Source organism: Streptomyces sp. NPDC059092, from assembly GCF_042756365.1.
Lineage (GTDB): Bacteria > Actinomycetota > Actinomycetes > Streptomycetales > Streptomycetaceae > Streptomyces.
This window is the reverse complement of sequence record NZ_JBHZEJ010000039.1, coordinates 20,378-45,829: the sequence shown is the minus strand read 5'-3', so window position 1 is coordinate 45,829 and position 25,452 is coordinate 20,378. Positions and strand designations below refer to the sequence as shown.

The 25,452-nt window shown below is 73.3% G+C and carries 19 protein-coding genes; 12 read left to right on the top strand and 7 right to left on the bottom strand.

From position 1 onward, the window contains the following. Positions 1–8: 8 nt before the first annotated feature. The 5 genes from ACFXPL_RS22270 to ACFXPL_RS22250 all read left to right on the top strand — a co-directional run bounded on the left by ACFXPL_RS22270 (position 9) and on the right by ACFXPL_RS22250 (position 6,605). Positions 9–2,168, top strand: a complete 2,160-nt coding sequence (locus ACFXPL_RS22270) for a biotin carboxylase N-terminal domain-containing protein (protein ID WP_384922175.1) — start codon at positions 9–11, stop codon at positions 2,166–2,168. Further along, a complete protein-coding gene (locus tag ACFXPL_RS22265; protein ID WP_384922172.1) occupies positions 2,165–3,415 on the top strand; it encodes an acyl-CoA dehydrogenase family protein in 1,251 nt (416 codons plus the stop codon). The genes ACFXPL_RS22270 and ACFXPL_RS22265 overlap by 4 nt, the downstream gene beginning before the upstream one ends. An 84-nt stretch (positions 3,416–3,499) precedes the next feature. After that, complete coding sequence (locus ACFXPL_RS22260) at positions 3,500–5,194, top strand: AMP-binding protein (protein ID WP_384922169.1); 1,695 nt, start codon at positions 3,500–3,502, stop codon at positions 5,192–5,194. Beyond that, positions 5,191–5,976 carry an enoyl-CoA hydratase family protein gene (locus tag ACFXPL_RS22255; protein ID WP_384922166.1) on the top strand — a complete coding sequence of 262 codons (786 nt, stop codon included), beginning with the start codon at positions 5,191–5,193 and terminating at the stop codon, positions 5,974–5,976. Before ACFXPL_RS22260 ends, ACFXPL_RS22255 begins: the two co-directional genes overlap by 4 nt. Beyond that, positions 5,964–6,605 carry a TetR/AcrR family transcriptional regulator gene (locus tag ACFXPL_RS22250; protein ID WP_384922164.1) on the top strand — a complete coding sequence of 214 codons (642 nt, stop codon included), beginning with the start codon at positions 5,964–5,966 and terminating at the stop codon, positions 6,603–6,605. Before ACFXPL_RS22255 ends, ACFXPL_RS22250 begins: the two co-directional genes overlap by 13 nt. A gap of 444 nt (positions 6,606–7,049) precedes the next feature. Here the strand turns inward: ACFXPL_RS22250 and ACFXPL_RS22245 are convergent, their stop codons facing one another. Next, on the bottom strand, positions 7,050–8,168 hold the full coding sequence (locus ACFXPL_RS22245; RefSeq protein ID WP_384922161.1) for a citrate synthase 2: 1,119 nt from the start codon (positions 8,166–8,168) through the stop codon (positions 7,050–7,052). 267 nt (positions 8,169–8,435) lie between these two features. On the opposite strand from ACFXPL_RS22245, the gene pdxH reads away from it, so the two are divergent. Next, a complete protein-coding gene (gene pdxH, locus ACFXPL_RS22240; RefSeq protein ID WP_384922244.1) occupies positions 8,436–9,074 on the top strand; it encodes a pyridoxamine 5'-phosphate oxidase in 639 nt (212 codons plus the stop codon). 450 nt (positions 9,075–9,524) lie between these two features. Further along, positions 9,525–11,078 (top strand): PAS domain-containing protein, encoded by a 1,554-nt coding sequence (locus ACFXPL_RS22235; protein ID WP_384922158.1) that lies wholly within the window; start codon positions 9,525–9,527, stop codon positions 11,076–11,078. A 146-nt stretch (positions 11,079–11,224) separates the two neighbouring features. Here the strand turns inward: ACFXPL_RS22235 and ACFXPL_RS22230 are convergent, their stop codons facing one another. From ACFXPL_RS22230 to ACFXPL_RS22220, 3 genes are all read right to left on the bottom strand, one after another. After that, entirely contained in the window at positions 11,225–12,721 is a 1,497-nt protein-coding gene (locus tag ACFXPL_RS22230; protein WP_384922155.1) for a SulP family inorganic anion transporter, read from the bottom strand. Positions 12,722–12,829: 108 nt separating this feature from the next. After that, positions 12,830–13,414, bottom strand: coding sequence for a carbonic anhydrase (locus ACFXPL_RS22225; RefSeq protein ID WP_384922152.1), 585 nt, complete (start codon positions 13,412–13,414; stop codon positions 12,830–12,832). Positions 13,415–14,020: 606 nt separating this feature from the next. Continuing rightward, on the bottom strand, positions 14,021–14,785 hold the full coding sequence (locus ACFXPL_RS22220) for an SIS domain-containing protein (RefSeq protein WP_384922150.1): 765 nt from the start codon (positions 14,783–14,785) through the stop codon (positions 14,021–14,023). Between the two features lie 303 nt (positions 14,786–15,088). Here ACFXPL_RS22220 and ACFXPL_RS22215 point away from each other — a divergent pair, with 303 nt between their 5' ends. The 3 genes from ACFXPL_RS22215 to ACFXPL_RS22205 all read left to right on the top strand — a co-directional run bounded on the left by ACFXPL_RS22215 (position 15,089) and on the right by ACFXPL_RS22205 (position 17,549). Then, on the top strand, positions 15,089–15,781 hold the full coding sequence (locus ACFXPL_RS22215) for a metal-dependent transcriptional regulator (protein ID WP_384922147.1): 693 nt from the start codon (positions 15,089–15,091) through the stop codon (positions 15,779–15,781). 537 nt (positions 15,782–16,318) lie between these two features. Then, a complete protein-coding gene (locus ACFXPL_RS22210; protein ID WP_384922241.1) occupies positions 16,319–17,185 on the top strand; it encodes an alpha/beta fold hydrolase in 867 nt (288 codons plus the stop codon). Positions 17,186–17,351: 166 nt separating this feature from the next. Then, entirely contained in the window at positions 17,352–17,549 is a 198-nt protein-coding gene (locus ACFXPL_RS22205) for a hypothetical protein (RefSeq protein WP_384922144.1), read from the top strand. 474 nt (positions 17,550–18,023) lie between these two features. On the opposite strand, the gene ACFXPL_RS22200 is transcribed toward ACFXPL_RS22205, so the two are convergent. The 3 genes from ACFXPL_RS22200 to ACFXPL_RS22190 form a co-directional block, all read right to left on the bottom strand. After that, positions 18,024–19,772 (bottom strand): transporter, encoded by a 1,749-nt coding sequence (locus ACFXPL_RS22200; protein ID WP_384922141.1) that lies wholly within the window; start codon positions 19,770–19,772, stop codon positions 18,024–18,026. After that, positions 19,769–20,575 (bottom strand): ABC transporter ATP-binding protein, encoded by an 807-nt coding sequence (locus tag ACFXPL_RS22195; RefSeq protein ID WP_384922138.1) that lies wholly within the window; start codon positions 20,573–20,575, stop codon positions 19,769–19,771. Before ACFXPL_RS22195 ends, ACFXPL_RS22200 begins: the two co-directional genes overlap by 4 nt. Before the next feature lie 128 nt (positions 20,576–20,703). Next, positions 20,704–21,384 (bottom strand): bifunctional DNA primase/polymerase, encoded by a 681-nt coding sequence (locus tag ACFXPL_RS22190; RefSeq protein WP_384922135.1) that lies wholly within the window; start codon positions 21,382–21,384, stop codon positions 20,704–20,706. A gap of 328 nt (positions 21,385–21,712) precedes the next feature. On the opposite strand from ACFXPL_RS22190, the gene ACFXPL_RS22185 reads away from it, so the two are divergent. Together ACFXPL_RS22185 and ACFXPL_RS22180 are read left to right on the top strand one after the other, a co-directional pair. Next, positions 21,713–23,095 carry a transcriptional regulator gene (locus ACFXPL_RS22185; RefSeq protein WP_384922133.1) on the top strand — a complete coding sequence of 461 codons (1,383 nt, stop codon included), beginning with the start codon at positions 21,713–21,715 and terminating at the stop codon, positions 23,093–23,095. A 520-nt stretch (positions 23,096–23,615) separates the two neighbouring features. Next, positions 23,616–25,421, top strand: coding sequence for a hypothetical protein (locus tag ACFXPL_RS22180; protein WP_384922130.1), 1,806 nt, complete (start codon positions 23,616–23,618; stop codon positions 25,419–25,421). Positions 25,422–25,452 lie beyond the last annotated feature (31 nt).

Genomic DNA, 25,452 nt, shown 5'->3' with positions numbered 1-25,452 from the left:
GGTCCCAGATGATCGAGTCCTTGCTCGTCGCCAACCGGGGCGAGATCGCCTGCCGGGTCTTCCGCACCTGCCGCGAGCTGGGGATCGCGACGGTCGCCGTGTACGCGGACGCCGACGCGGGCGCGCTGCACGTACGGCAGGCCGACACGGCCGTACGGCTGCCGGGGGCCGCGCCAGCCGACACCTATCTGCGCGGCGACCTGATCGTGGCGGCGGCGCTCGCGGCGGGCGCGGACGCCGTCCATCCGGGGTACGGATTCCTCTCCGAGAGCGCGGAGTTCGCCCGGACGGTCCTCGGCGCGGGGCTGGTGTGGGTCGGACCACCGCCGGAGGCGATCGCGGCGATGGCGTCGAAGACCCGGGCCAAGAAGCTGATGGCGGCGGCCGGTGTACCGCTGCTCACGCCCGTCGACCCGGCCGCCGCCACCGGGGCCGAGCTGCCGCTGCTGCTGAAGGCGGCGGCGGGTGGCGGCGGACGCGGGATGCGCGTGGTCCGTGAACTCGGCGATCTCAACGATGCGTTGAGGGAGGCCTCGGCGGAGGCGCGGTCCGCGTTCGGGGACGGGGAGGTCTTCGCCGAGCCGTACGTGACGGGGGCCCGCCATGTGGAGGTGCAGATACTCGCCGACGCGCACGGCACGGTGTGGGCGCTCGGCACCCGCGACTGCTCGCTCCAGCGCCGCCACCAGAAGGTCATCGAGGAGTGCCCGGCGCCCGCGCTGCCCGAAGCGCTCCGTACGGAACTGGCCGGGGCGGCCGTCGCCGCCGCCCGCGCGGTCGGCTACCGGGGCGCGGGCACGGTCGAGTTCCTGATCGCGGACGACGGCCGCCCGTACTTCCTGGAGATGAACACCCGCCTCCAGGTCGAACACCCGGTCACGGAGGAGGTGTTCGGCCTGGATCTGGTCGCCCTGCAACTCTCCGTCGCGGAGGGCACGGCCCTCCCGCCGGAGCCACCGGCCGGGCACGGGCACGCGGTGGAGGCACGGCTCTGCGCGGAGGACCCGGCGGACGGCTGGGCCCCGCGCACCGGCCGGCTCCACGCGCTGGAGGTGCCGGGCGCGGGGACCGGCGCCGGCCTCGCGGGAGACGGCGCGGCAGGAGACAGGGGCGTCACCGACAGGGGCGTGGCGGACGGCCCCGCGGTGGACAGGGGCCCCGGCGCGCCCCGGCTGCGGCTCGACACCGGATACACCGGGGGCGACACCATCGGCGTCCACTACGATCCGCTCCTCGCCAAGGTCATCGCCTGGGCGCCCACCCGGGAGGCCGCCCTGCGCCGCCTCCGGGACGCGCTGCGCCGGGCCCGGGTGCACGGACCCGTCACCAACAGGGACCTGCTCGTACGGTCGTTGGGCCACCCGGACTTCGTCGCCGCCCGCCTCGACACCGGCTTCTACGACCGCCACCTGGCAGCCCTCACCGCCCCGGACCCGGGCCCCGGCGCACGGCACGCCGCCGTCGCCGCCGCGCTCGCCGACGCCGCGTCCCGGGCCCTGCGCGACGGGGTGCCCGCCCGGCTCGGCGGCTGGCGGAACGTACCGTCTGCGCCGCAGAGCAAGACGTACGGCGCGCACGAGGTCCGCTACCGGGCGACCCGCGACGGATTCGTGGTCGAGGCGGCGGACGGGGAGACCGCAGGCTCCGGGACCTCCGGGACCTCCGGGACCTCCGGGACCTCCGGGACCTCCAGTTCCCCCAGGGCCCCCGGGACCCCCACGACATCCGGGGGCTCCGGAGCCGGCGAGGCGATACGGGTCGTCGCCGCCTCCCCCTCCCGCGTCAGCCTCGAAGTCCACGGTGCCGTCCGCCACTTCGACGTCACCGCGTACGGCGACGAGGTCCACGTCGACTCCGCCACCGGCGCTTACCGGCTGCTCGCCCGCCCCCGGTTCCCCGGTCCCGGCCGTACCGCCGAGGCGGGGTCGCTGCTCGCGCCCATGCCCGGGACCGTCGTACGCGTCGCGGACGGGCTGGCCGAGGGGGCGCGGGTCGGCGCCGGGCAGCCCCTCGTCTGGCTGGAGGCCATGAAGATGGAGCACCGTGTCGTCGCGCCCGCCTCCGGCACGCTCACCGCACTCCTCGCCGTCCCCGGCCGCCAGGTCGAGGTCGGTGCCCTGCTCGCCGTCGTCACCGCCACCGACGCACCGGAGGAAGATCCCTCATGAGCGGCACCAGCAGCAGAACCAGCACCAGCAGCGGCACCAGCAGCAGCGGCACCAGCAGCAGATCCAGCACCGGCGAGAGTGCCCGCACCGGCGGTGCCCGCACGAGCGCCCGTTTCCTGACCGAGAGCGAGGAACACACCGCGCTCCGTGCCGCCGTCGCCGCCCTCGGCCGCCGCCACGGGCGCGGCTACGACCGCGAGACCCTGTGGCGCGAGGCCGGCAAGCTCGGATACCTCGGCGTGAACCTGCCCGAGGAGTACGGCGGCGGAGGCGGCGGCATCGTAGAACTCTCCCTGGTACTAGAGGAGTTGGGGGCGGCGGGCTGCCCGCTCCTGCTGATGATCGTGTCGCCCGCCATCTGCGGCACGGTGATCGCCCGCTTCGGCACGGAGGCCCAGAAGCGCCAGTGGCTCCCCGGCCTCGCCGACGGCTCCCGCACCATGGCCTTCGGCATCACCGAGCCGGACGCCGGCTCCAACTCCCACCGGATCACCACCACCGCCCGCCGGGACGACCGGGGCGACGGCTGGGTCCTGAACGGCCGCAAGGTCTTCGTCTCAGGCGTCGACATCGCGGACGCCACGCTCATCGTCGGCCGTACGGAGAACGCGGCGACCGGCACCCTCAAGCCGTGCCTCTTCGTCGTCCCGCGCGACGCCGACGGCTTCGTCCGTACCCCCATCGACATGGAACTCCACGCGGCGGAGAAGCAGTTCGAGCTGGTCCTCGACGACGTGAGGCTGCCCGCCGACGCGCTCGTGGGCGACGAGGACGCCGGGCTGCGCCAGCTCTTCGCCGGGCTCAACCCCGAACGTGTGATGACCGCCGCGTACGCGCTCGGCATCGCGCGGTACGCGCTCGGCCGCGCCGTCGAGTACGCGAAGACCCGGCAGGTCTGGTCGGCGCCCATCGGCGCCCACCAGGCCATCGCACACCCCCTGGCGCAGTCCCACATCGAGATCGAGCTCGCCGAGCTGATGCTGCGCAAGGCCGCCCATCTCTACGACGCGGGCGATGACACCGGCGCGGGCGAGGCCGCCAACATGGCCAAGTACGCCGCCGGGGAGGCCTGTGTGCGCGCCGTCGACCGGGCCGTGCACACCCTCGGCGGCAACGGGCTCACCCGCGAGTACGGTCTCGCGTCGCTCGTCACCGCTGCCCGCGTGGCCCGGATCGCGCCCGTGAGCCGCGAGATGATTCTGAATTACGTATCCCACCAGTCCCTGGGTCTCCCCAAGTCGTACTGAGACAGGCGATTCTGGCCGTCCTGGCGCGGCATCCCGCACCCCGGTGCGACCGCCCGCGCCGAACCCGTAGCGAAGGGGATCGCCATGGTGTTCAACGGAGTTGACGAGGTCCAGGAGGGCCACCGGGCCAGGGTGTTCCGCAGCGCGTACGCGGCGGTCCCGGCCGTCGATCTGCCCATCCACGAGGCCGTGCTCGGCCGCGCCGACGCGTACGGGGACACCGTCGCCCTCATCGACGGGACGACCGGCCTGACCACCACGTACGCCCAACTCGACGCCATTCACCGGCGGCTCGCCGCCGCGTTCGCCGACGCGGGGGTGCGCAAGGGCGATGTCCTCGCCCTGCACAGCCCGAACACCGTCGCGTATCCGGCGGTGTTCCACGCGGCGACCCGCGCCGGGGCGACCGTCACCACCGCGCACCCCCTCGCCACCCCGGAAGAGCTCGCCACGCAGCTCCGTGACGCCGCGGCCCGCTGGGTCGTCACCGTCTCGCCCCTGCTCGAAGTGGCGCGAAGAGCAGCCGAGTTGGTCGGCGGTATCGAGGAGATCTTCGTCTGCGACCGGGCGCGGGGACACCGCTCGGTCCTCGACCTGGCGCGGTCGGCAGCGCCCGTACCCGAGATCGCCATCGACCCCGGCGAGGACGTCGCGGCGCTCCCGTACTCCTCGGGCACCACCGGCGTCCCCAAAGGCGTGATGCTCACCCACCGTTCGATGGCCACCAACCTGGCGCAGCTCGAACCCGTCATGGCGATGGGCCCTGGCGACCGGATCCTCGCCGTACTGCCCTTCTTCCACATCTACGGCTTGACCGCCCTGATGAACGCGCCGCTGCGGCACGGCGCGACCGTCGTCGTCCTGCCCCGCTTCGACCTCGACCAGTTCCTCGCGGCCATCGAGAAGTACCGCGTCAACGGATTGTTCGTGGCCCCGCCGATCGTGCTCGCCCTGGCCAAGCATCCGGCCGTCGCACGGTACGACCTCTCCTCGCTCGACTACGTCCTGAGCGCGGCGGCCCCGCTGGCCCCGTCGCTCGCCGCCGCCTGCGCGGCCCGGCTCGGCCTGCCGCCCGTGCGGCAGGCGTACGGTCTGACGGAGCTGTCGCCCGGCACCCATGTCGTCCCGCTCAGCGCCGCGCACCCGCCGCCCGGCACCGTCGGCGCGCTGCTGCCCAGCACCGAGATGCGCATCCTGGCCCTGGACGGCGACGGCGACGGCGACGGCGACGGTACGGAGCGCGACGCCGCCCCCGGCGCCGAGGGCGAGATCCTGGTGCGCGGCCCGCAGGTCATGAAGGGCTACCTCGGCCGCCCCGACGCGACCGCCGAAATGATCGACCCGGCGGGCTGGGTGCACACCGGCGATGTCGGACGGGTGGACGGTGAGGGGTGGCTCTTCGTGGTCGACCGGGTGAAGGAACTCATCAAGTACAAGGGCTTCCAGGTCGCCCCGGCCGAACTGGAGGCCCTGCTGCTCACCCACGACTCCATCGCGGACGCGGCGGTGATCGGGGTGTACGAGGACGACGGCAACGAGGTACCCAAGGCCTTCGTCGTGCGCCGTTCGGGCGCGGAGGAACTGACCGAGGCCGACGTCATGGGATTCGTCGCCGACCGCGTCGCCCCGTACAAGAAGGTGCGCCGGGTCGAGTTCGTCGGGGGCGTGCCCCGCGCCGCGTCCGGCAAGATTCTGCGACGGGAGTTACGGGACCGGGAAGCGCGCGAGCGCGAAGTGCGGGAGCGTACGGTGCGCGACCGCGAAAGGGAGAACACGTGACACCGAACACCCCATCCGCCAGGCCCGCGGAGTCCCCGCAGGCCCCGGGCGCGCTGGTGACCACCGCCCACGACCGGGGCATCACCACGCTGACCCTCGACTCGCCCGCGAACCGCAACGCCCTGTCGGCGCGCCTGGTCGCCCAGCTCTCCGACGCGCTCACGGCCTGTGGCGCCGACCCGGCGGTACGGGCGGTGGTGCTCACGCACACCGGCACCACCTTCAGCTCGGGAGCCGACCTCAAGGCCCCGGCCAACCCGTACACGTTCGTCGGCCTGATGCGGCAGATCGTCGCCCTGCCCAAGCCCGTCGTCGCACGGGTGGCCGGTCATGTCCGGGCCGGCGGGCTCGGGCTGCTCGGGGCGTGCGACCTCGCGCTCGCCGGCCGTACGTCCGACTTCGCGTTCACGGAGGTACGGATCGGGGTCGCCCCGGCCGTGATCTCGCTGCCGCTGCTGCCCAGGATGGCCCCGCGCGCGGCGGCCCGCCACGTCCTCACGGCGGAGCGCTTCGACGCCGTACAGGCGGTCGCGGCCGGGCTGATCACCGAGGCGGCCGACGACGTGGACGCCGCGCTCGTCCCCGTCCTCGACGCGCTGCGCGCCGCCTCGCCGCAGGGGCTCGCGGAGTCCAAGCGGCTGCTGACGGTCGAGGTCCTGGACGCCTTCGACCGGTACGCGGAGGATCTCGTCCAGCGCTCCGCCACGCTCTTCATGACGGCGGAGGCGCGCGAGGGCATCGCCGCGTTCCTCGAACGGCGGGACGCGGCATGGGTGCTCTAGCGAGATCCGAACGAGAGGTCCCAGGACGGCCGGCGCAGGCCGGGGCGGGGCCGTTCGGGCCGAAGCAGGAGCGGAGCAGGGCCACCCGGCAGCGACTGCTGGAGGCCGCCGTGGACTGCCTCGCGGCGTACGGGTGGGCGGGCTCCACGGTCTCCGCCGTCGCCGAGCGGGCCGGTGTCTCGCGCGGCGCGGCGCAGCACCACTTCCCGACCCGGGAGGACCTGTTCACCGCCGCGGTCGAGCATGTCGCGGAGGAACGGTCCGCCGCGCTGCGCGCCCTGGTCCCGGCGGGCCCGGGGCACCGGCGCGCGGCGGTGGAGGGCATCGTGGACCTCTGCACGGGCCCGCTGTTCCGGGCCGCCCTCCACCTGTGGGTCGCCGCCTCGGACGAGGAGCGGCTACGGCCCCGGGTCACCGAGCTGGAGGCCCGGATCGGCCGGGAGACCCACCGGATCGCCGTGGAGCTGCTGGGCGCGGACGAGTCCGTGCCGGGCGTACGGGAGACGGTGCAGGGCCTGCTGGACATGGCGCGCGGGCTGGGGCTCGCGACGCTGCTGACGGACGACCGGCGGCGGCGCGAGCGGGTCGTGGCCGAGTGGGCGCGGATCCTGGACACGACGCTGGGCTGAGCGGCCCCGTCCGGAAGCAGCCCCGTGGCGGGCCCGGCCGGGCGGCAGCACCTGGACCGGAAGGCCCAACGCGGACGGCAACGCCTGGACGGGACGGCCGCCCCTCTGCGCAGGCCGCCTGTCCGGACGGCAGTACCTGGCCGACTGGCCGCCTCGGCCGGAAGGCTGTCCTGTCCGGACGGCAGCACCTGGACCGGAAGGCCCAGCGGCAGTACCTGGGCCGGAAGGCCTACGCGGACGGCAGCCCCCGGCGGGACGGCAGCCCCTGGCCGCCTCGGCCGCCAGGCTGCCCTGTCCGGACGGCAGCCCCCGGCCGCGAGACGCTCCCTGGCCGGAAGATGCCCCCCTGGCCGGGCGGCAGCCTCTGGCCGCGAGACGGCTAGGACCGGGCCGCGAGACGGCTCGGACCGGACGGCGGCCTCCCCGCCGGGGAGGCCGGTGGTCTCAGCCGGTCCCGGTGATGTCGTCGAACCCGTCGATCTCCCGGGGGCTCCGCGTCCCCGGCCCCACGTACCGGGCCGACGGACGCACCAGCCGCCCCGTCCGCTTCTGCTCCAGGATGTGCGCGGACCAGCCGGCGGTCCTGGCGCAGGTGAACATCGACGTGAACATGTGCGCGGGGACCTCGGCGAAGTCCAGCACGATCGCCGCCCAGAACTCCACGTTCGTCGCCAGCACCCGGTCGGGCCTGCGCGCGTGCAGCTCCTCCAGCGCGGCCTTCTCCAGCGCCTCCGCCACCTCGAACCGCGGCGCCGCCAGCTCCCGCGCCGTGCGCCGCAGCACCCGGGCCCTCGGGTCCTCGGCCCGGTACACCCGGTGGCCGAAACCCATCAGCCGCTCGCCCCGGTCGAGCGCCTGCTTGACGTACGCCGTCGCGTCGCCCGTGCGCTCGATCTCCTCGATCATGCCGAGGACGCGCGAGGGAGCGCCCCCGTGCAGCGGCCCGGACATCGCGCCGACGGCGCCCGAGAGCGCGGCGGCGACATCGGCGCCGGTGGAGGCGATGACGCGGGCGGTGAAGGTGGAGGCGTTCATGCCGTGCTCTGCGGCCGACGTCCAGTAGGCGTCGACGGCCTTGACGTGCCGGGGGTCCGGCTCGCCACGCCAGCGGATCATGAAGCGCTCCACGACCGAGTGCGCCTTGTCGATCTCGCGCTGCGGGACCATCGGCAGCCCCTGGCCGCGCGCCGACTGGGCGACGTACGAGAGGGCCGTCACGGCGGCGCGCGCCAGATTGTCCCGGGCCGTGCGCTCGTCGATGTCGAGGAGCGGCTTCAGCCCCCAGACGGGCGCGAGCATGGCCAGCGCGGACTGGACGTCGACGCGGATGTCACCGGAGTGGACGGGGATCGGGAAGGGCTCGGCGGGCGGCAGACCGGGGTTGAACGCGCCGTCGACCAGCAGCCCCCAGACGTTGCCGAAGGACACCTGCCCGACCAGGTCCTCGATGTCGACGCCCCGGTAGCGCAGGGAGCCGCCCTCCTTGTCCGGTTCGGCGATCTCCGTCTCGAACGCGACGACGCCTTCGAGTCCGGGGACGAAGGAGGTGTCGAAGTCTGGCATCGGGCGGCTCCTCGCGTGATGTGCGGCGTGACGGGTGAGGTGGGGCAGGGCCACAGGGGTGGGCCGACCTGCCCCAGATTTTGGCGGGTTTCGACGGTACGGAAAGACGGGGCGGCGCGTGATAACCGGCACACTGCCAGATTTTGTCCCCCGAGGGTTGCTGGTCCTCCGTGCGGGGCAAACTCGGCCCTGCGGCAGGATGATCCCGTGCCTCACGAGACCCCGGAATCCTCCGCCGCTTCCGCAGATCCCGCAGATCCCGCCACGATGCGTGAGCAGTACCGCACCACTCCGCTGCTGGACAAGGACCTCGCCGCCACCCCCATGGACCAGTTCGCCCGCTGGTTCGAGGAGGCCGCGGCCTGCGGCTTCCCCGAGCCGAACGCGATGGTGGTCGCCACGGCCACCCCGGAGGGCCGCCCGTCCTCGCGCACGGTGCTGCTGAAGGCGTACGACGACCGCGGCTTCGTCTTCTTCACCAACTACACCTCGCGCAAGGGCAAGGAGATCGCCGCCAACCGCCACGTCTCGCTGCTCTTCCCCTGGCACCGGCTGGCCCGCCAGATCGTCGTCACGGGTACGGCGGCCCGCACCGGCCGCGACGAGACGGCCGCGTACTTCCGCACCCGCCCGCACGGCTCCCAGCTCGGTGCCTGGGCCAGCGACCAGTCCACCTCGATCGGCTCCCGCGAGGACCTGCTCCAGCGGTACGAGGCCCTGGCGGACCGGTATCCGGAGGGCGAGCAGGTCCCGGTGCCGCCGCACTGGGGCGGCTACCGGGTCAGGCCGGAGACGGTCGAGTTCTGGCAGGGCCACGAGAACCGGCTCCACGACCGGCTGCGCTACGTCCACGGCGAGGGTCCGGACGGCCGGCCCGGCTGGCGGGTGGAACGTCTCTGCCCGTAGCCCCTGTGGCCCCCGTAGGCCCGTAGGCCTTGTGGCCCCGTAGCGCCGTACTGACGTAAAAGACTCCGGGAACAGCAGAACCCCGCAGGCTCGGGTTCCTCCGAGGAGGAGCCGGCCGGACGTACCGGCGAGCCTGCGGGGCGGTGACTGCTGTGGATTGGGCCGGCGGATTCACCGGCTCCGCACTGAGTGCGACGTCGGGCTGTCAGCCCGCAGCCACCTCACGAGTCCGGAAAGAAATCACTTCCGAATCACCTCCTTTCGGTGTGCTCCACACTCTAGGAAGCGGGCCGCCCTCGCTCAACCCAATTAAAGGTTCACTTTCGCGCCCGGTGGCGGAGAGGATTTCCGGGAACGACGTGTGAGGTGGGCCACTATCGAGTTGAATGATCGTAGGTGCGGCAGCAGAGTCGGCAGCACAGGCGGAGACGTCCCGCAGGGGGTACCAGCATGAGTGCTTCTCGGAGTGAGACCACCAGTGCTCCCGGGCCGGACGAGCCGGAGTCCCCTTCCGGGTCGGACACCGGCCCCGGAGCCGGGGGCCGGGCGGCGCCGGGCCGGGACGGGCCGGGGTCCGATCTCCTCGCCGCGCTGCTCGACGGGATGGACGCGGCGCTCTGCGCGTTCGACGCGGACGGCGTGATCACGCACTGGAACCGCGAGGCGGAGCGGATACTCGGCTGGTCCGCCGAGGAGGCCGTCGGCCGGCACGGCTTCGCCGGATGGGCCGTGCGGACCGCCGACGCGGACGAGGTCCACGAGCGGCTGATGGCCGTGATGGACGGCCCCGACCGGCAGGTCGACGAGTTCGCGCTGCTGCGCAAGGACGGCGGCCGGGTCCTGATCCGTACGCAGTCGTCCGGGATGCGCGCCCCGGACGGCAAGCCCGCCGGCGTGTACAGCGCCTTCAGCGAGGTCCATGAGCAGATCGACCTCGAACGGTCCATCGCGCTCAGCGAGGCGCTCTTCGAGGACGCGTCCTGGGGCGTCGTCCTCGTCGACGTCGATCTGCGGCCGACCGTCGTCAACGTCCACGCCGCGCGGCTGCTCGGCTCCGGGCGCGCCTCCGTGCTGGGACGGCCGCTGGGCGAGCTGATCACCCAGGGCGTGGAGGAGCTGGAGTCCGCGCTCCACCACGTGCTGTCGGAGGGCGCGCCGTCCGCCGTCGCCGAGCTGTGGGTGACGGTCCGCACACCGGACGGCGAGCGGCGGCGCTGCTGGCGTTGCGGCTTCCTGCGGCTGGCGTCGCCGCTGGCGGAGGAGCCGGTTCCGCTGGGTGTGGGCTGGATGTTCCAGGACGTGACGGGCCAGAAACTTGCCGTGCAGGAGGCGGACCGGCTGCGGTTCCGCGGCAGTCAGCTCCACCGCGCGGGACGGGCGGCGGCCGAGTGCGAGGACCCGACGGAGGCGGCGACGGTCTATCTGGACTTCGCGCTGGCGGGCTTCGCCGACCACGCCCTGATCGATCTGGTGGCGGAGGGACGACGACCCGGGGGGCTCGCCTCCGGTACGGCCGGTCCCGTACGCCTGATCCGTACGGTCGCGACGCCGGGCGGCGGCGCGTCGGGGCCGAGCACACAGACCGGGTCGGGGTCCATACCGGTGCGGTACGCGGCCGGGCATCCGGCGCTCCAGGCCATGGACCGTACGGGCTCGGTCCGGGCGAGCGCCCCGACCGGCGCGCCGCGTGCGAACGGCGGAGGCGGCGCGAACGGCGGAGGCGGTGCGAACGGCGGTGCGAACGGCGGCTCCGGCGGTCCGGCCCCGAAGCCGGTGCCCGCGCCCGTGTGGGCGTCGTCCCGGCAGTGGCCGGAGGACTCCGTCCACGCCCTGTGCACCGTGCTGCGCAGCCGCGGCAGGTCGCTGGGCGTGGTGACCTTCCTCAGGGGAGCGAGCCGCGCCGAGTTCGAACGGCCCGACGCGGTGTACGCGGAGGACGTGACCGTACGGATAGCCGCCTGCCTGGACCTCGCGGCCCTCCTGGAGAGGGCCGCGGACGGCTGAGCGGGTACGGACGGCTGAGCGGGTACGGGAGCGGCGGGCACGGCAGGACGCGTACGACAGCACGCGTACCGCACGACGCGTACCGCACGACGCGTACCGCACCACGAGTACGGCGCCGGACAGGGTGAGTCGTCCGGCGCCGTACCTCAGGACGTGCCCGAGCTGTTCTCCGCCGCCACCGGCGGCAGCATCCTGACCGGCTCGGTCTCCGCGTCGTTGTGCCGCAGGGCCCAGTTCTCCAGGGCGATACGGCACGCGTGGTCGACATGGCGCAGACCCGACAGGTCCAGCTCGATCGGCTGGTCCTTCGGCAGGGCTTCGAGCTGTTCCATGATCCGGGGCAGCCGCAGGAACGTCGCGTTCCCCGTCACGGAGACCACCAGCCGGCCGCCGGTGAGTTCCCGTACGTCGACGTTGAGGTGCGAGATCTCCCAGGCCGTCTTGACCACCGCGAGCAGCAGACCCAGCACCACGCCCTCGAAGAGGTTGGTGACCAGCACCGCGATCGCCGTGATGGCCAGGATCACGGCCTCGCCGCGGTGCTCCCGCCACAGCGGGGCCAGATCCTTCACGGGCACGAGCTTGCAGCCCGCGTGCACCAGGACGCCCGCGAGCGCAGCCAGCGGGATCACACCGATCGCGGCCGGCAGCAGCGCCGCGAAGAGCAGCAGCCACAGGCCGTGCAGGATCCGGGAGAGCGGGGTGCGCGCCCCCGCCTGGACGTTGGCGGAGCTGCGCACGATGACCGCGGTCATGGGCAGTGCGCCGAGCGCACCGCAGACCGTGTTGCCGACGCCTTGGGCCATCAGCTCCTTGTTGTAGTCGGTGCGCGGTCCGTCGTGCATACGGTCGACGGCGGCGGCGCTGAACAGGCTCTCCGCCGAGGCGATCAGGGTGAAGGCGAGGACGGTGCCGAGCGCGGCGACGCCGCCGAGCTGGCCGAAGTCGCTGAGCCCGGGCGGGCTGACGGACTCCAGCAGGCCCTTCACCTCGACCTTGGCGATCGACAGGTCGAGGAGCAGCGTCACGCCGGTGGCGAGCGCCACGGCGGCCAGCGGTCCCGGCACCACGCGGACCTTCGCGGGGAGCCTGGGCCACAGGACGAGGACGGCGACCGTACCGGCGCCGACCAGGAACGCGGTCAGCGCCGTACCGTTCGAGGAGATGTCGCCGACCAGCCCGGGGAGGCCGGTGAGCTTGGGAATGCCGCCGGACGGCTGGGCGGTGTCGGCCATGGCGTACACCTGGCCCAGGACCAGCACCAGGCCGATGCCGGCCAGCATGCCCTGGACGACGGCGACGGAGATGGCGCGGAACCAGCGGCCGAGGCCGAAGGCCCCGAGCGCGAGCTGGAGCAGGCCGGAGACGAGGACGATGGCGCCGAGCGCGCCGAGACCGAACTCCTGGACGGCCTCGTAGACGAGGACGGTGAGCCCGGCGGCGGGGCCGCTCACCTGGAGCGCGCTGCCGGGCAGGAAGCCCACGACGAGGCCGCCGACGATGCCGGTGACCAGGCCGAGTTCGGCGGGCACCCCGGAGGCGACGGCGACGCCCACACAGAGAGGCAGAGCGACGAGGAAGACGACGAGTGACGCGAGGATGTCGCGCCTGAGGACCTGGCGGTCCTTCAAGAGGGTGAGCATGAGGGTGTCCTAGCTGTGAGACGGGGACGTACGACGCGGTGCGGGCCGGGGACCGACGGCCTCAGCCACGGCCGGATGCCGTGGCTGAGACCGTGCCCTGGACCGTGCTCACAGCGGTCTGAAGTCCCCGTCCAGCTCGGGCCGGTGGCTGCTCACGGCACCGGTGTCCACTTCGTAGTACCAAGCGTGCAGCGAGAGTTGCCCGTCGGCGAGCCGTTCCCGTACGGCGGGGTAGCCGCGCAGGGTGTCGAGCTGCGCCGCGGCGTGCTGCTGCACGGCGTGGGCCAGCTCCCGCGCCGAGGGCTGCCCGGTCGCGCAGTTGTCCAGCCAGCCGCGCACGGCGGGGACGGCGGACAGGTCGTCGCCGCGCACCATGGCGCCCACGGCGCCGCAGTGCGAATGTCCGCAGACGACGATGTCGCGGATGTTGAGCACGCGCAGCGCGTACTCGATGGTGGCGGTCTCCCCGCCGGGCCGCTGTTCGTCGTACGAGGGGACGATGTTGCCCGCCGTACGCAGTTCGAACAGCTCACCCGGGCGGGCGCCGGTGATGAGGGACGGGATGACTCGGGAGTCCGAGCAGGTGATGAAGAGGGCCTGTGGCGCTTGCCCCGCGGCGAGTTCACGGAACTCGTCGGGACGTTCCGCCACGTGGACGGAGAACGCGCGGGCGTGGTCGATGAGTGACTTCATGATGGCCTGCCTCCTGCACCCCCGGTCTTGCCGGGGCGCGGTGTGGTCGGGTCAGTGGGGGGTGGAACGAGATAAGAGCCGGCCGGGTCAGGCGGCGTGGATCCCGCGTCTGAGGGCGAACGCGTGACTCGGTCGGAATCTCAACTCTCGCCCTCTCCTTCGCACGGATACGTGGATACGCGGATACGCGGGTGCCCGGTGCCGAACCCAATGATGCAGCACCGGAACCTCCACTACTTTGCCTGAACATTACCTCCAGATGAAAGCTCAAAATTCCGCCAAGTGTTCCTTTCGTGACGCAAAGTGGCGGTTCTGGATCGTGTGTACGAGCGAAGTTCATGGGAGCGGTTCTCGCAGACCCCGGTATTCACCGGGGGTCCCGCGGGTATCCGATCAGGCGTCCGAATGTGCGTTGCATTGGTGACGCGGAGACGCCCGGGCGCGTCCCGGCGAATGTTTCCGGGACGTGTCGTGGCCGGACGGCGGCCCGGAGTACCGCATTCCGTGGCGGTGGTGAGCCGATGTCCGTGGCGGTGATGGGTGAGCGGCGGTGGTGAGTCCGCGGCAATGATGGCTGCGTAGCGGTGGGTGCGTGGTGGTGGTGAGTCAGTGGCGGTAGAAGATCCGGTCCCGGTTCTCGGTCATCACCCGGCTGTTCCACTCGGTGCCGCCGTCGACGTTGCCCGACCGCAGCAGCGGCGGCTCGATGCCGCGCCCCGCCAGCTCGCCGGCGCCCGCGGCCATCATCGCCTGCATCAGGGCGCTGGTGACGACCGTGGAGGCGGGCGCGAACGGCGCCTCGACGCCGGGGGCCGTCAGCTCCGCGTCGCCGACGGCGATCCCGCTGTCGAGGACGATGTCGCAGTGGTCCTTGAGGAACGTCCCGGTGCGGTGCCGGGAGCGGGTCTCCGTCGCGTACGCCACGGAGGTCACCCCGATCACCGTCAGCCCCAGGGCCCGCGCGTTCATGGCCATCTCGACGGGCAGCGCGTTCCGCCCGGAGAGGGAGACGATCACCAGCAGGTCCCCGGCGGCGGCGGGGCTGGAGTCCAGTACGGCGCCCGCCAGGCCCTCGACCCGCTCCAGTGCGGAGCCGAGCGGGGCGGGCATGACGTCGACGCCGACGACGCCGGGGACGGTGAGCAGGTTCATGGTGGCGAAGCCGCCGGCCCGGTAGACGACGTCCTGCGCGGCGAGCGAGGAGTGCCCGGCGCCGAAGGCGAAGAGCCGGCCCCCGGCTGCGACGGTGTCGGCGACCGCGGTGCCGGCGGCGGCGATCCGCCCGGACTGTTCCTCCCGTACCCGCCGGAGCAGGCCGATCGCCGCGTCGAAGAACTGATCGGCGGGCTTGCTCTCGTTCGTCGCGCTCATCGGGGAGGCCCTTCCAGAAGTGAGGGTCCGGGGCGGGTTCCCGGGAGGGGAATGCCCGGGGGAATGTCTGTGCCGCGGATCACGTTGAGGTCTGGACCATTGCTCTGTCAATAGCGCTGTGCGCACCGCTGTCCGCCGGGGCGGACCCGGCTCCGCCCCGGGCGGCGCCCGGTCTCCCGGCCGGTCTTCGCGCGGCCTGCGCGTGACTGTCCCAAGGACTGTGCTCTCCTGCGAGGCACGCTTGTCGGTGGCATGCGTCAGAATTGAGTCAGGGCCAGCGCACGATTTATTCGAGGGGCACGAATGTCCGGACTGATCGACACGACGGAGATGTATCTCCGCACCATCCTTGAGCTGGAAGAGGAAGGTGTGGTCCCGATGCGCGCCCGGATCGCGGAGCGGCTCGATCAGAGCGGCCCGACGGTCAGCCAGACCGTGGCGCGCATGGAGCGCGACGGGCTGGTGCAGGTCGCGGGCGACCGGCATCTGGAGCTGACGGAAGAGGGGCGCAGGCTGGCGACGCGCGTCATGCGCAAGCACCGGCTCGCGGAATGCCTTCTGGTCGATGTCATCGGCCTGGAGTGGGAGCAGGTGCACGCGGAGGCGTGTCGCTGGGAGCACGTGATGAGCGAGGCGGTCGAGCGCCGGGTCCTCGAACTGCTCCGACACCCGACGGAGTCGCCGTACGGGAACCCGATCCCGGGTCTGGAGGAGCTGGGGGAGAAGGCCGAGGCCGACCCCTTCCTCGACGCGGGGATGGTGAGCCTGGCGGAGCTGGATCCCGGCGCCGAGGGCAAGACCGTCGTCGTACGGCGGATCGGTGAGCCGATCCAGACGGACGCGCAGCTCATGTACACCCTGCGGCGGGCGGGCGTGCAGCCCGGCTCTGTGGTGAGTGTGACGGAGTCGCCGGGTGGGGTACTGGTAGGGAGCAGTGGCGAGGCGGCGGAGCTGGTGTCCGAGGTGGCGTCGCACGTCTTCGTCGCCAAGCGCTGAGACCGGCGGACCCGGTCGCGGCGCTGAGACCGGCGGAAGCCGGCCGCTGCGGTGAGAGCGCGGGCCGGAAACGGCCGGTGAGGGCGCCGGAGGGTGCCCGGGGGTGACGCGGCGGACGTGGGGAGCGTCCGTGGCGGCAGGGGGAGGGAGCGGTTGATGCGTGGCGTGATCTGCTCGTACGGCGGTGTGCGCCGGTGGCGGCGCGCTCTCGCGCGCACGGCGCGCGATCCGGGCCCCGGCGCCTCACGGCACCGGAGCCCGGCCGCCCCCACGCCGACCCGGAGCCCCGAGCTCCCAAGGTCGTCCCCTGCGGACCCTCATCCCCGAGCGGTCCGCCTCCCGGAGAAGATCTCCCCTGAGGGCCGTCCGGCAATCCTGGCGCGTGGTCACTCGAAAGAGCGGTGTTGGACCCGAGACCCGCGTGTTCGAATAAAGGTTCGATAGCCTGGTGTGGTGAAGGTCCGGGGCCGGTCGGTCCGGGACCCGAGCCCCGCGTTCGTGAGCGAGACGGTGGGACCGAAGGGGGTGCCGGGACGCATGGTGCGGCGTATCGATGTGACCGGAGCGGACGGCGTACGTCTCGCTGCCTGGGAGTTCGCCGACCCGCCCGGGTCCGGGGCGGGCGGCCCGGTGGACGGCCCCGGGGTCTTACTGCTGCACGGCCTGATGGGCCGCGCCTCGCACTGGGACGCCACGGCGCGCTGGCTCGCGGCCCGGCACCGGGTGGTCGCCTTCGACCAGCGGGGCCACGGCCACAGCGAGAAGCCGCCGGAGGGCCCCTTCACGCGCGAGGCGTACGTCGACGACGCGGAGGCCGTGATCGAGCGGCTGGGGCTCGCGCCCGTCACGCTCATAGGCCACTCGATGGGCGCGCTCACGGCCTGGCAGCTGGCCGCCAAGCGCCCCGACCTCGTCCGGGCCCTGGTCATATGCGACATGCGGGCCTCGGCGCTGGGCGCGGCGTCGCAGCGGGAGTGGGGTGACTGGTTCCGGTCCTGGCCGGTGCCGTTCGCGTCGCTCGCGGACGTCCGGAAGTGGTTCGGCGAGGAGGACCCCTGGCTGGAGCGCCCCACACCGGCCCGCGGCGAGTTCTTCGCGGAGATCATGGCCGAGCGCCCGGACGGCTGGCACCCCGTCTTCTCGCGCCGCCAGATGATGACGTCCCGCGACACCTGGGTCCACGACGCGCACTGGGACGAACTGGCCCAGGTCCAGTGCCCCACGCTGGTGGTCAGAGGACTCGACGGCGAACTGGGCAGGGCCGAGGCCCAGGAAATGGTCCGAGTGCTCCCGCGAGGCCGGTACGCGGAGGTCCTGGACGCGGGCCATCTCGTCCACTACGACCGTCCGGAGGCCTGGCGGGCGGCGATCGAACCGTTCCTGGAGGGCGTGCTGACGGGGTGAGCGGGAGAGGGTGACCGGGAGGGGGTGCTGGGAGCGGGTGACCGAGGGGTGACCGACGGCCGCCCCTGGGTCGACTGGGCCGCGCGATGGGCGTGCTGATCCGCGAGGTTGCCCAGATCTCTGCCTCACACTTCGACGTTCCCGTCCGTCTCCGTCAACCCCGAGGATGCCGGAGAAGTGCACAGGCCGGCTCGGCGGCTTCCGGGGAGTCCACGGCCCTGCCCCGGCGCAGGTCACCCGCGACCTGCTCGGATGGCAGCCGACGCGTCCGGAACCGATCGCCGACCTGGCCGACCTGGCCGACCTGAAGGAGGGCCACTACTTCGTCCGGCCGCGTCCAAGGGGATCGGGCCCTCACCCGTAACAAGGCGCCGATTAACCCTCGGTGGCCGCTTCGGGCAGGCCCTGTGCCGGTGGCGTGAGTTCTTCCCCGCCGGGTGATGGCGGCTGATCGAATGAACCTGAATCCATCCGTGCCCACCACACACCACCGGGTCAGCGAACCGCGCGGACCGCGCGAGCGGCGCCCGCAAGGGCTCGCGCCCGGCCGCAGGCGCCCCTGGGCCGCCGGATCGCAGGCATCGAGGCCTCGCCCCGAAGTCACCGGCCGGTACAGGAGCGAGGACGGAGCGCTCACGGCCGAACGGATCGGGGCTTCCGGTGTCGTCGGCGACGGGTGCGGGGCGCCAGGGGTGGTGCGTACGAGGGTGCGCGCGAGGGCAACACCTTGAGCGTGTACCGCCGGCTGTGGGCAACGGCGCTGAGAGTGAACTCGGCGCCCGCGACGAGCTGGTTCGGCCCCATGTCCACTGGCCCGGCGGGGTTCGCCCGCCCCCTCTCACCCCTTGCTGACCGCCGTCAGGATCTCCGGCAGGCGCCTCGCCGTCTGCGGGGCCGCCAGCCGCAGCCCGCCGAGCGCGATCAGCGCGCCGTAGACCGTGCCCACGGGCAGCAGGAGCCAGGTCAGGTCGCCCAGGTCCGTGACATGCAGCCAGATCGTCAGCGCGAGGACCGGTGCGCAGAGCAGTGCCGCGCCGAGCATGCCGCCGAAGATGGAGATCCAGGCGAGCCCCGCCTGCCCCGGGGCGACGTTCTTGTAGCCGCTGTCCTGCGGGATGGAGTACGGGAAGCGCGCCGAGGCCACCGCGCCCGTCGCCAGCATCGCGCCGAGCAGCGCGAAGGAGAGGCCGAGCGCCTCCGGCAGGGCGCCCCAGTTCCCCAGGACGGCCGCCGTGGCGACGGTGACCAGCGTCGCGTACGGCAGCGTGACCACCAGCAGGGCCAGCGCCCGCGCCCGCAGCTCCAGATAGGCGTCCCGTGTCGAGGAGATCGTCAGCGCGACCATCCAGAACGCCGAGGTGTCCTGGCCGAACTGGTTGTACATCTGGATGCCGAGCATGCCGGCCGCGAAGCACGCGAAGTAGATCGTGCCCTGGCCCTGGAGCGCGTTGAACAGCGGCACGATCAGACCGATCGCCAGCGAGGTCGCCCACGCCGCCTTCGTCTTCGGGTCGCGCCACACGTACCGCAGGCTGCGCTTCATCACCGTCGCCGTGCGCCCCTCGGGGAACACCGCCGCCAGCAGCCGGCCCGGCCCCCGGCCGCCCGCAGCTCCCGTGCGCGCCCGGCCGGGCTGCCCGGCGCCCAGCGTCGAGCCGTCCGGGGCCGTCATCAGCTTCACCAGCGAGCGCTGCCACGCGTACAGCAGGGCCGCCAGCGCGCCCGCCGTCAGCAGCAGTTGTGCCACGGCGCGCCCGTACGCGCCCTCGCTCGCCGCGCCGACCGCGCCGAGCGCCGCGGCGGGCGGCAGCCACCGTACGACCGCCGTCACCGGGTCGAGCGCCGCGAGGCCGCCCGCGTCGCCCAGCCGCTGCGCGGCGAAGTTGACGACCTGGACGCCGACGGCGATCACCAGTCCGCTCAGCACGGCCAGGTCGCGGCCCTTGCGCGAGGTCAGCAGCCGGATGTTGGCCGCCGCGACGGCGCGCGCGAGCGCGACGCACACCAGCAGCGTCAGCGGTACGGCGAGGACCGCGACGGCCACCGCGCCCGCGCCGTGCGCCGTCGCGATCGCCGATCCGGTCAGCAGGCAGAGCGTGAACAGCGGCCCGATGCCCACCAGCGAGGCCACCAGCAGCGCCCGCACCAGGGGCCTCGGCCGCAACGGCAGCATCACCAGTCGCGTCGGGTCCAGCGTCTCGTCACCGCTCGGGAAGAACAGTGGCATCACGGCCCAGCCCAGGGCCAGTACGGCGGTCAGCAGCACCACGACCGTGTCCACATGGGCGGTGGAGCGCAGCAGCACCAGGCCGAGGAACTGCGCCGCCGTGACCAGCAGCACGACGACCACGGAGGTGACGTACGCGACGGTGCGGCCCGACGACTGGCGAAGCCCGTTGCGCAGCAGGGACAGCTTGAGCCGGACGAAGACGGAGGTGAGCGAGGGCGCGGCAGGACCGGCCGGTACGGCGTCCGTCGCTTCCCCGGCGGGTCCGGAGCCTGCCGTCCCGGACCCTGTCGTCCCGGACCCTGTCGTCCCGGACCCGGCCGTACCCGTGGGCTCCGGCCCCGCCGGTACGGCGCTCATCGCGCACCGCCCAGCCAGTCGAGATGGTCCCCGCCGCCGCCCTGCCCCTGCGCGCCGACGAGTTCGAGGAACGCGTTCTGGAGGGACGCCGCGTCGCCCCGTACCTCGGCGAGGGTGCCCTGCGCGCGGATCCGGCCCGCCGCCAGCACCGCGACCCAGTCGCACAGCGACTCGACCAGCTCCATCACATGGCTGGAGAAGACGACGGTGGCGCCCGAGGCGGTGTAGCGCTCCAACACGCCCCGGATCGTCTGCGCGGAGACCGGGTCGACGCCCTCGAACGGCTCGTCCAGGAAGAGGACCTCGGGGTTGTGCAGCAGCGCCGCGGCCAGCCCGATCTTCTTCCGCATCCCGGTCGAGTAGTCGACGACGAGCTTGTGCTGCGCGCCCGCCAGGTCGAGCACGTCGAGGAGCTGGGTGGCCCGCTTGTCGACCTCGGGCCCTGGCAGCCCCCGCAACCGTCCGTTGTAGCCGAGGAGTTCGCGCCCCGAGAGCCGTTCGAAGAGCCGCAGCCCTTCCGGCAGCACCCCGATCCGCGCCTTGACCGCCGCCGGGTCCCGCCAGACGTCGTGTCCGGCGACCACGACCCGGCCCTGGTCGGGGCGGAGCAGGCCGGTGATCATGGAGAGGGTGGTGGTCTTGCCCGCGCCGTTCGGCCCGACCAGCCCGATGAACTGGCCCGCGGGCAGCTCCAGATCGATGCCCGCGACCGCGATCTGCTCACCGAAGCGCTTCCACAGCCCCTCGACCCGCACGGCCGCGCCCGTGACCGCCCCCGCCTCTCGTGTTGTCCGGTCCGGCATGACGCACGACCTCCCCGTGTCCCGTAATTCCCTGACGTCCCTTTCCGGGAGTACGGGAACCACCCTACGTACGCGGTGTGCGCCGGCCCCGGCCGTTCCGGCCGCTTCCGGCCCCGGCCCGTTCCCGCCTACTCCCCGCGCCGTGCCCGTACCGCCGCCGCCTCCTGACCGCACGCGTACGCCAGCGGGCTGATCAGCTCCGCCACGTCCGGCAGCCAGCGGTTGGCCGGGGTCGGCCCGCACGCCCACTGCACCGCGCCCCTGCCGCCCACCCGGGTCGGCGGCGCCGCCACGTAATGTCCCTCGCCCCGTGCGAGCAGGTCGATCCCCTCCGGGGTCCAGCCCAGCTTCCGTACGAGGGCGTCCGTCTTCGCCGCCCCGCCGGTCAGTACGAAGAAGACCATCCGCCGGTCCGGGGTGCGGGTCACCGGGCCCAGCGTCAGCGACATCCGCTCCATCCTGGCCAGTGCCAGGAAACCCGCCGACTCCGGTACGTCCAGCACGTCGAAGGCGCGCCCCGCCGGCAGCAGGACCGACGCCCCCGGCTGCTCCGACCACAGCCTGCGCAGCGCGGCCGGGCTGCCTGTCGCCAGGTCCTCCCACCCGGGGCCCGTCGCGTGCGCCCCGGGCGAGGCGCACTCCGGCCGCTCGCAGGAGCACCGCTCCCCGCCGGGCACCGGCACCAGCCGGGTGCCGGGGAACACCTCCCAGTGCCGCTCTTCCGCGTACCGCACCGCACTGTCGAGCAGCAGATCGCCCCGCTGCCCGGGGATCCGGGCGGTGTCCGTGACTCCGATGGTCTCTTCCACGCAGAACACAACTCCCGCCACCAGCGCGGGTTACGGGCGCGGGACGGCGCGCCGCACCCCTTGATCACGCAAATGGGGCGCATCGATGCATGTATGGGGGCGCGCGGGAAGGGGTGGAGCGGTACGCGGGTAACCACCCCCGGGGGTCGGACACCATATGGGCAGCGCAGGGCCGCGCACGACCGGTGCTCGGTCATGGGTCGGCCGTGGTCATGGAAGTTTCCGGAAAGACCTAGATTATTTGCGTTATTGCCGAACATGCGCATTCTCCGCACATTTGCCGGGCAGTGTTCACGGAGTTGATCACTGCGGCCACAGGGGGTATCCATTGGCAGCCAGGCCACTCGTCGCGCGCCAGCCGAACGAACGGCTCCAGGCGCTCATTCAGGAAGCCGGGTGTTCCAACGCCGGGCTCGCGCGGCGCGTCAACATGGTGGGAGCGGAGCGCGGTCTCGACCTGCGCTACGACAAGACATCGGTGGCCCGCTGGTTACGCGGCCAGCAGCCGCGTGGCCGGGCTCCGGGCATCATCGCCGAGGCGCTGGGCCGCAAGCTGGGCAGGTCGGTCACGATCGACGAGATCGGTATGGCCAACGGGAAGAACCTCGCCTCGGGGGTCGGCCTCCAGTTCTCGCCGACGGTCATGGGGGCGATCGAGCAGGTCTGCGAGCTGTGGCGCAGCGACGTGGGGCGCCGCGACTTCCTCTCCGGCTCCGCCGTGGCCTCCTCGGCGCTCGTCGAGCCCAGCAGGGACTGGCTGATCACGGGCGCCGACTCGGCGGTCGCGCGCAACACCGGGGCGCGGGTGGGTGATTCGGACGTCGAGGCGGTACGGGCGATGACGCGCGCCCTCATCGCGCTGGACCACCGCTTCGGCAGCGGCCATGTCAGGCCGGTGGTCGTGCACTACCTGAACAGCGTGGTGGCGGGGCTGCTGGCCGGTTCGTACCGGGAGACGGTCGGCCGCCGGCTCTTCTCCGCCGTGTCCCGGCTGACCGAACTGGCCGGGTACATGGCGGTCGACACGGGCCAGCCGGGGCTCGCCCAGCGCTACTACATCCAGGCGCTGCGCCTCGCCCAGGCGGCGGGGGACCGGGGGTACGGGGGGTACGTCCTGGCCGCGTCCATGAGTCATCTCGCCGCCCAGCTCGGAAACCCGCGCGAGATCGCCCAGTTGGCGCGCGCGGCGCAGGAGGGGACGCGGGGTCAGGTGCCGCCGCGCGCCCAGGCCATGTTCCACGCGGCGGAGGCGCGCGGCCACGCGCTGATGGGCGACACCCGTACGTGCGAGGCGGCGGCGGGCCGGGCGGCCACGGCGCTGGAGCACGTGGACGACGGGGTGGGGGAGGACCCGGACTGGATCGAGCACTTCGACCACGCCTACCTCTCCGACGAACTGGCGCACTGCTACCGGGATCTGGGCCGCCCGGAGGCGGCGGCGCTGCACGCCTCCGCGGCGCTGGAGGGTCACCCGGAGTCCCGGGCGCGGCGCCGGGCGATCGGTCTCGTCCTGCTGGCGACGGCGCAGGTCCAGCAGCGCGAGGTGGAGCAGGCGTGCCAGACCGGCACGCGCGCCGCGGAGTTGCTGGGGACGCTCCGCTCCAGCCGGGGGGCGGAGTATCTGGACGACCTTCAGCAGCGGCTGGAGCCGTACGGGGACGAGCCCGCGGTACGGGAGTTCGGGGCGCGGCTGGAGATCCAGGCCGCGTAAGGAGCGGGTGACGGCCGCGTAAGGGCCGCGAGAGGGGCCCTTTGAGCGTGGATCGAGGGCCGCTCGGGGACGTTCGAGCGCGAACGGGGTCCGCTTGAGGGCCGGTCGGGCCGGTCGGGCCGGTCGGGCCGGTCGGTCGGGGCGGCCGGCCCGACCGGGGCCGGCGGGCGGTGCGGCTCGCGTCCCGCGTGGCCCTGAGCGGCCCCGAACGGGCCTGCGGGCGTCGGCCTGCCGCGGTTTTTCGTGGGGGCGTCGTGAGGGCGCGGTGTGGACACCGTGCCCTCGGCCAATTCCGGTGAGGAGTGTGTGACTTCACCCTCTCCACCTGCGTCTTCGCAGGCCGGGGCGTTATCGGGCCGACACCCTTCTGACGCGCGTGTTCGAAGGCGCGATTCACCCGGTAGCGTGAACCGACGATTCGGTAGGTCCAGACGTTCCACACGTAGGAGTCCCGGTGACGCACAGCGGACAAGGGGATGAGCCGCAGTATCCCGCCGCTCGGCCCGCGCATGAAGGCGTCGTGCTGCCCAGCGACGGCAGCGGGCCCTGGATCCCCGGCTCGGCCGTGGACCAGACCCCGCCGACGCCGGTGCCTGCCGCGCTGCCGCCGACGGGTGGCCGGCAGCAGGACGCCCCGTCGTGGGGGCAGCCGCCGCGGCAGGCGTACGGGCAGGATCCGCACGCCCCCCATGCGCCCTACGGAGCACAGGGCACCCCCCAGGGCCCGGCGCAGGGGTACGGGGCGCCCGCGGGATCACCGCCGTACGACCAGCCCCACCAGCAGCCCTACCCGCAGGGCGGCCAGGAACCGTACGGGGCGTACGGCACGCCGGAGCCCACGCCGTCGTACGGGAGACCGGGGGGCGCTCCGTACGACGCGACCCCGCCGCCGCAGCAGCCGTACGGACAGCCCACGCCGCCGCCCCAGGCGCAGCCGCTGCCCCAGCCGTACGGAGAGACCCAGCCGTACGGCGAGTCCCCGCAGTACGGGGAGACCCCGCAGTACGGCGAGTCCCAGCCGTACCCAGGGCCCCAGCAGACCCAGCAGTTCCGGCCGTCCCAGGGATACGGGGAGCCCCAGCCCCCGCAGCAGGGCGGCTACGGGCAGCCGATGCCGCTGCCCGCCGAGGCGGCCGCGCCCGGCAGCGCCGACGCCACCCAGTACCTGCCGCCCGTCCCCGCCGCGCCCCCCGGGGCCGGTGACTCGGACGCCACCCAGTTCATCCCGCCGGTCCCGTCCGGCGCCTCGCCGGGCTCGCGGGGGCCCGGCATGCTGCCGCCGGAGAGCCAGGGCAACGCCTCCGACGCGACCCAGTTCCTGCCGCCCGTCCCGGCGGCGTCGGGCTCCGACGCGGAGGCCACGCAGTTCATCGCCCCCGTGCCCGCGGGGCCCGGGCCCGCCGCCGGGCCGGCTCCGTACGGTGTACGGCCCGGCGCCCCCGGCGACCGTCCGCCGCCCGCCGAGTTCGACAACCTCTTCCGTTCGGACGGCGAGTCCCCGGGGTCCACCCAGAAGATGCCCCGGATCGAGACCCCGGCGCCGCCCGTCGGCGGCCGGCGGGCCCGTGGCGGCGGCGCCGGACACCAGCCGCCGCCCCAGCCTCAGCCCCCGTCCCCGTCGTACGGCGACCACGCCACGTCGGGAGGGCATTCGGGAGGGCACGAGCCGCGCGGACGCTCCGCCGGCCGCCGTACGTCCTCACGTGTCCCGCTGATCGCCGCCGTGACCGCCGGCATCGTCGCTCTCGGCCTGGGCGCGGGCGCGCTGATGAGCGGCGGGGGGGACGACACGTCCAAGGACGACAGCAAGACGGTGGCGTCGGCGACCTCGCCCCCGGCCAGCGAGCCGGCCGCGCAGGCCGCCCCGGACCCGGTGAAGACGCAGGCCGAGGCGCTGGACAAGCTCCTCGCCGACAGCAGCAGCAGCCGTGAGTCGGTGATCAACGCCGTCAACTCCATCAGGACCTGCGACAACCTCGGTCAGGCGTCCACCGATCTGCACGCCGCCGCCGAGCAGCGCCGCGGTCTGGTGACCCGGCTGGACGCGCTGACGGTCGACAAGCTGCCCGGCCACACCGAGCTGACGTCCGCCCTCACCGACGCGTGGGAGGCGTCCGCCTCCGCCGACGACCACTACGCGGCGTGGGCCAAGCAGGTCGGGCGGAAGAAGGGGTGCAAGGACGGCCAGGCACGCGTGACCTCGGAGCGGTCCAAGGGCGACCGGGCGAGCGGCGAGGCGACGTCCGCGAAGAAGAAGGCCTCGGGCCTGTGGAACGGCATCGCCACGGAGCACGGCCTCACGGAGCGGGCCCCGACACAGCTCTGACGGCGTGCGCCGCCGGGCGGGAAGCCGTATC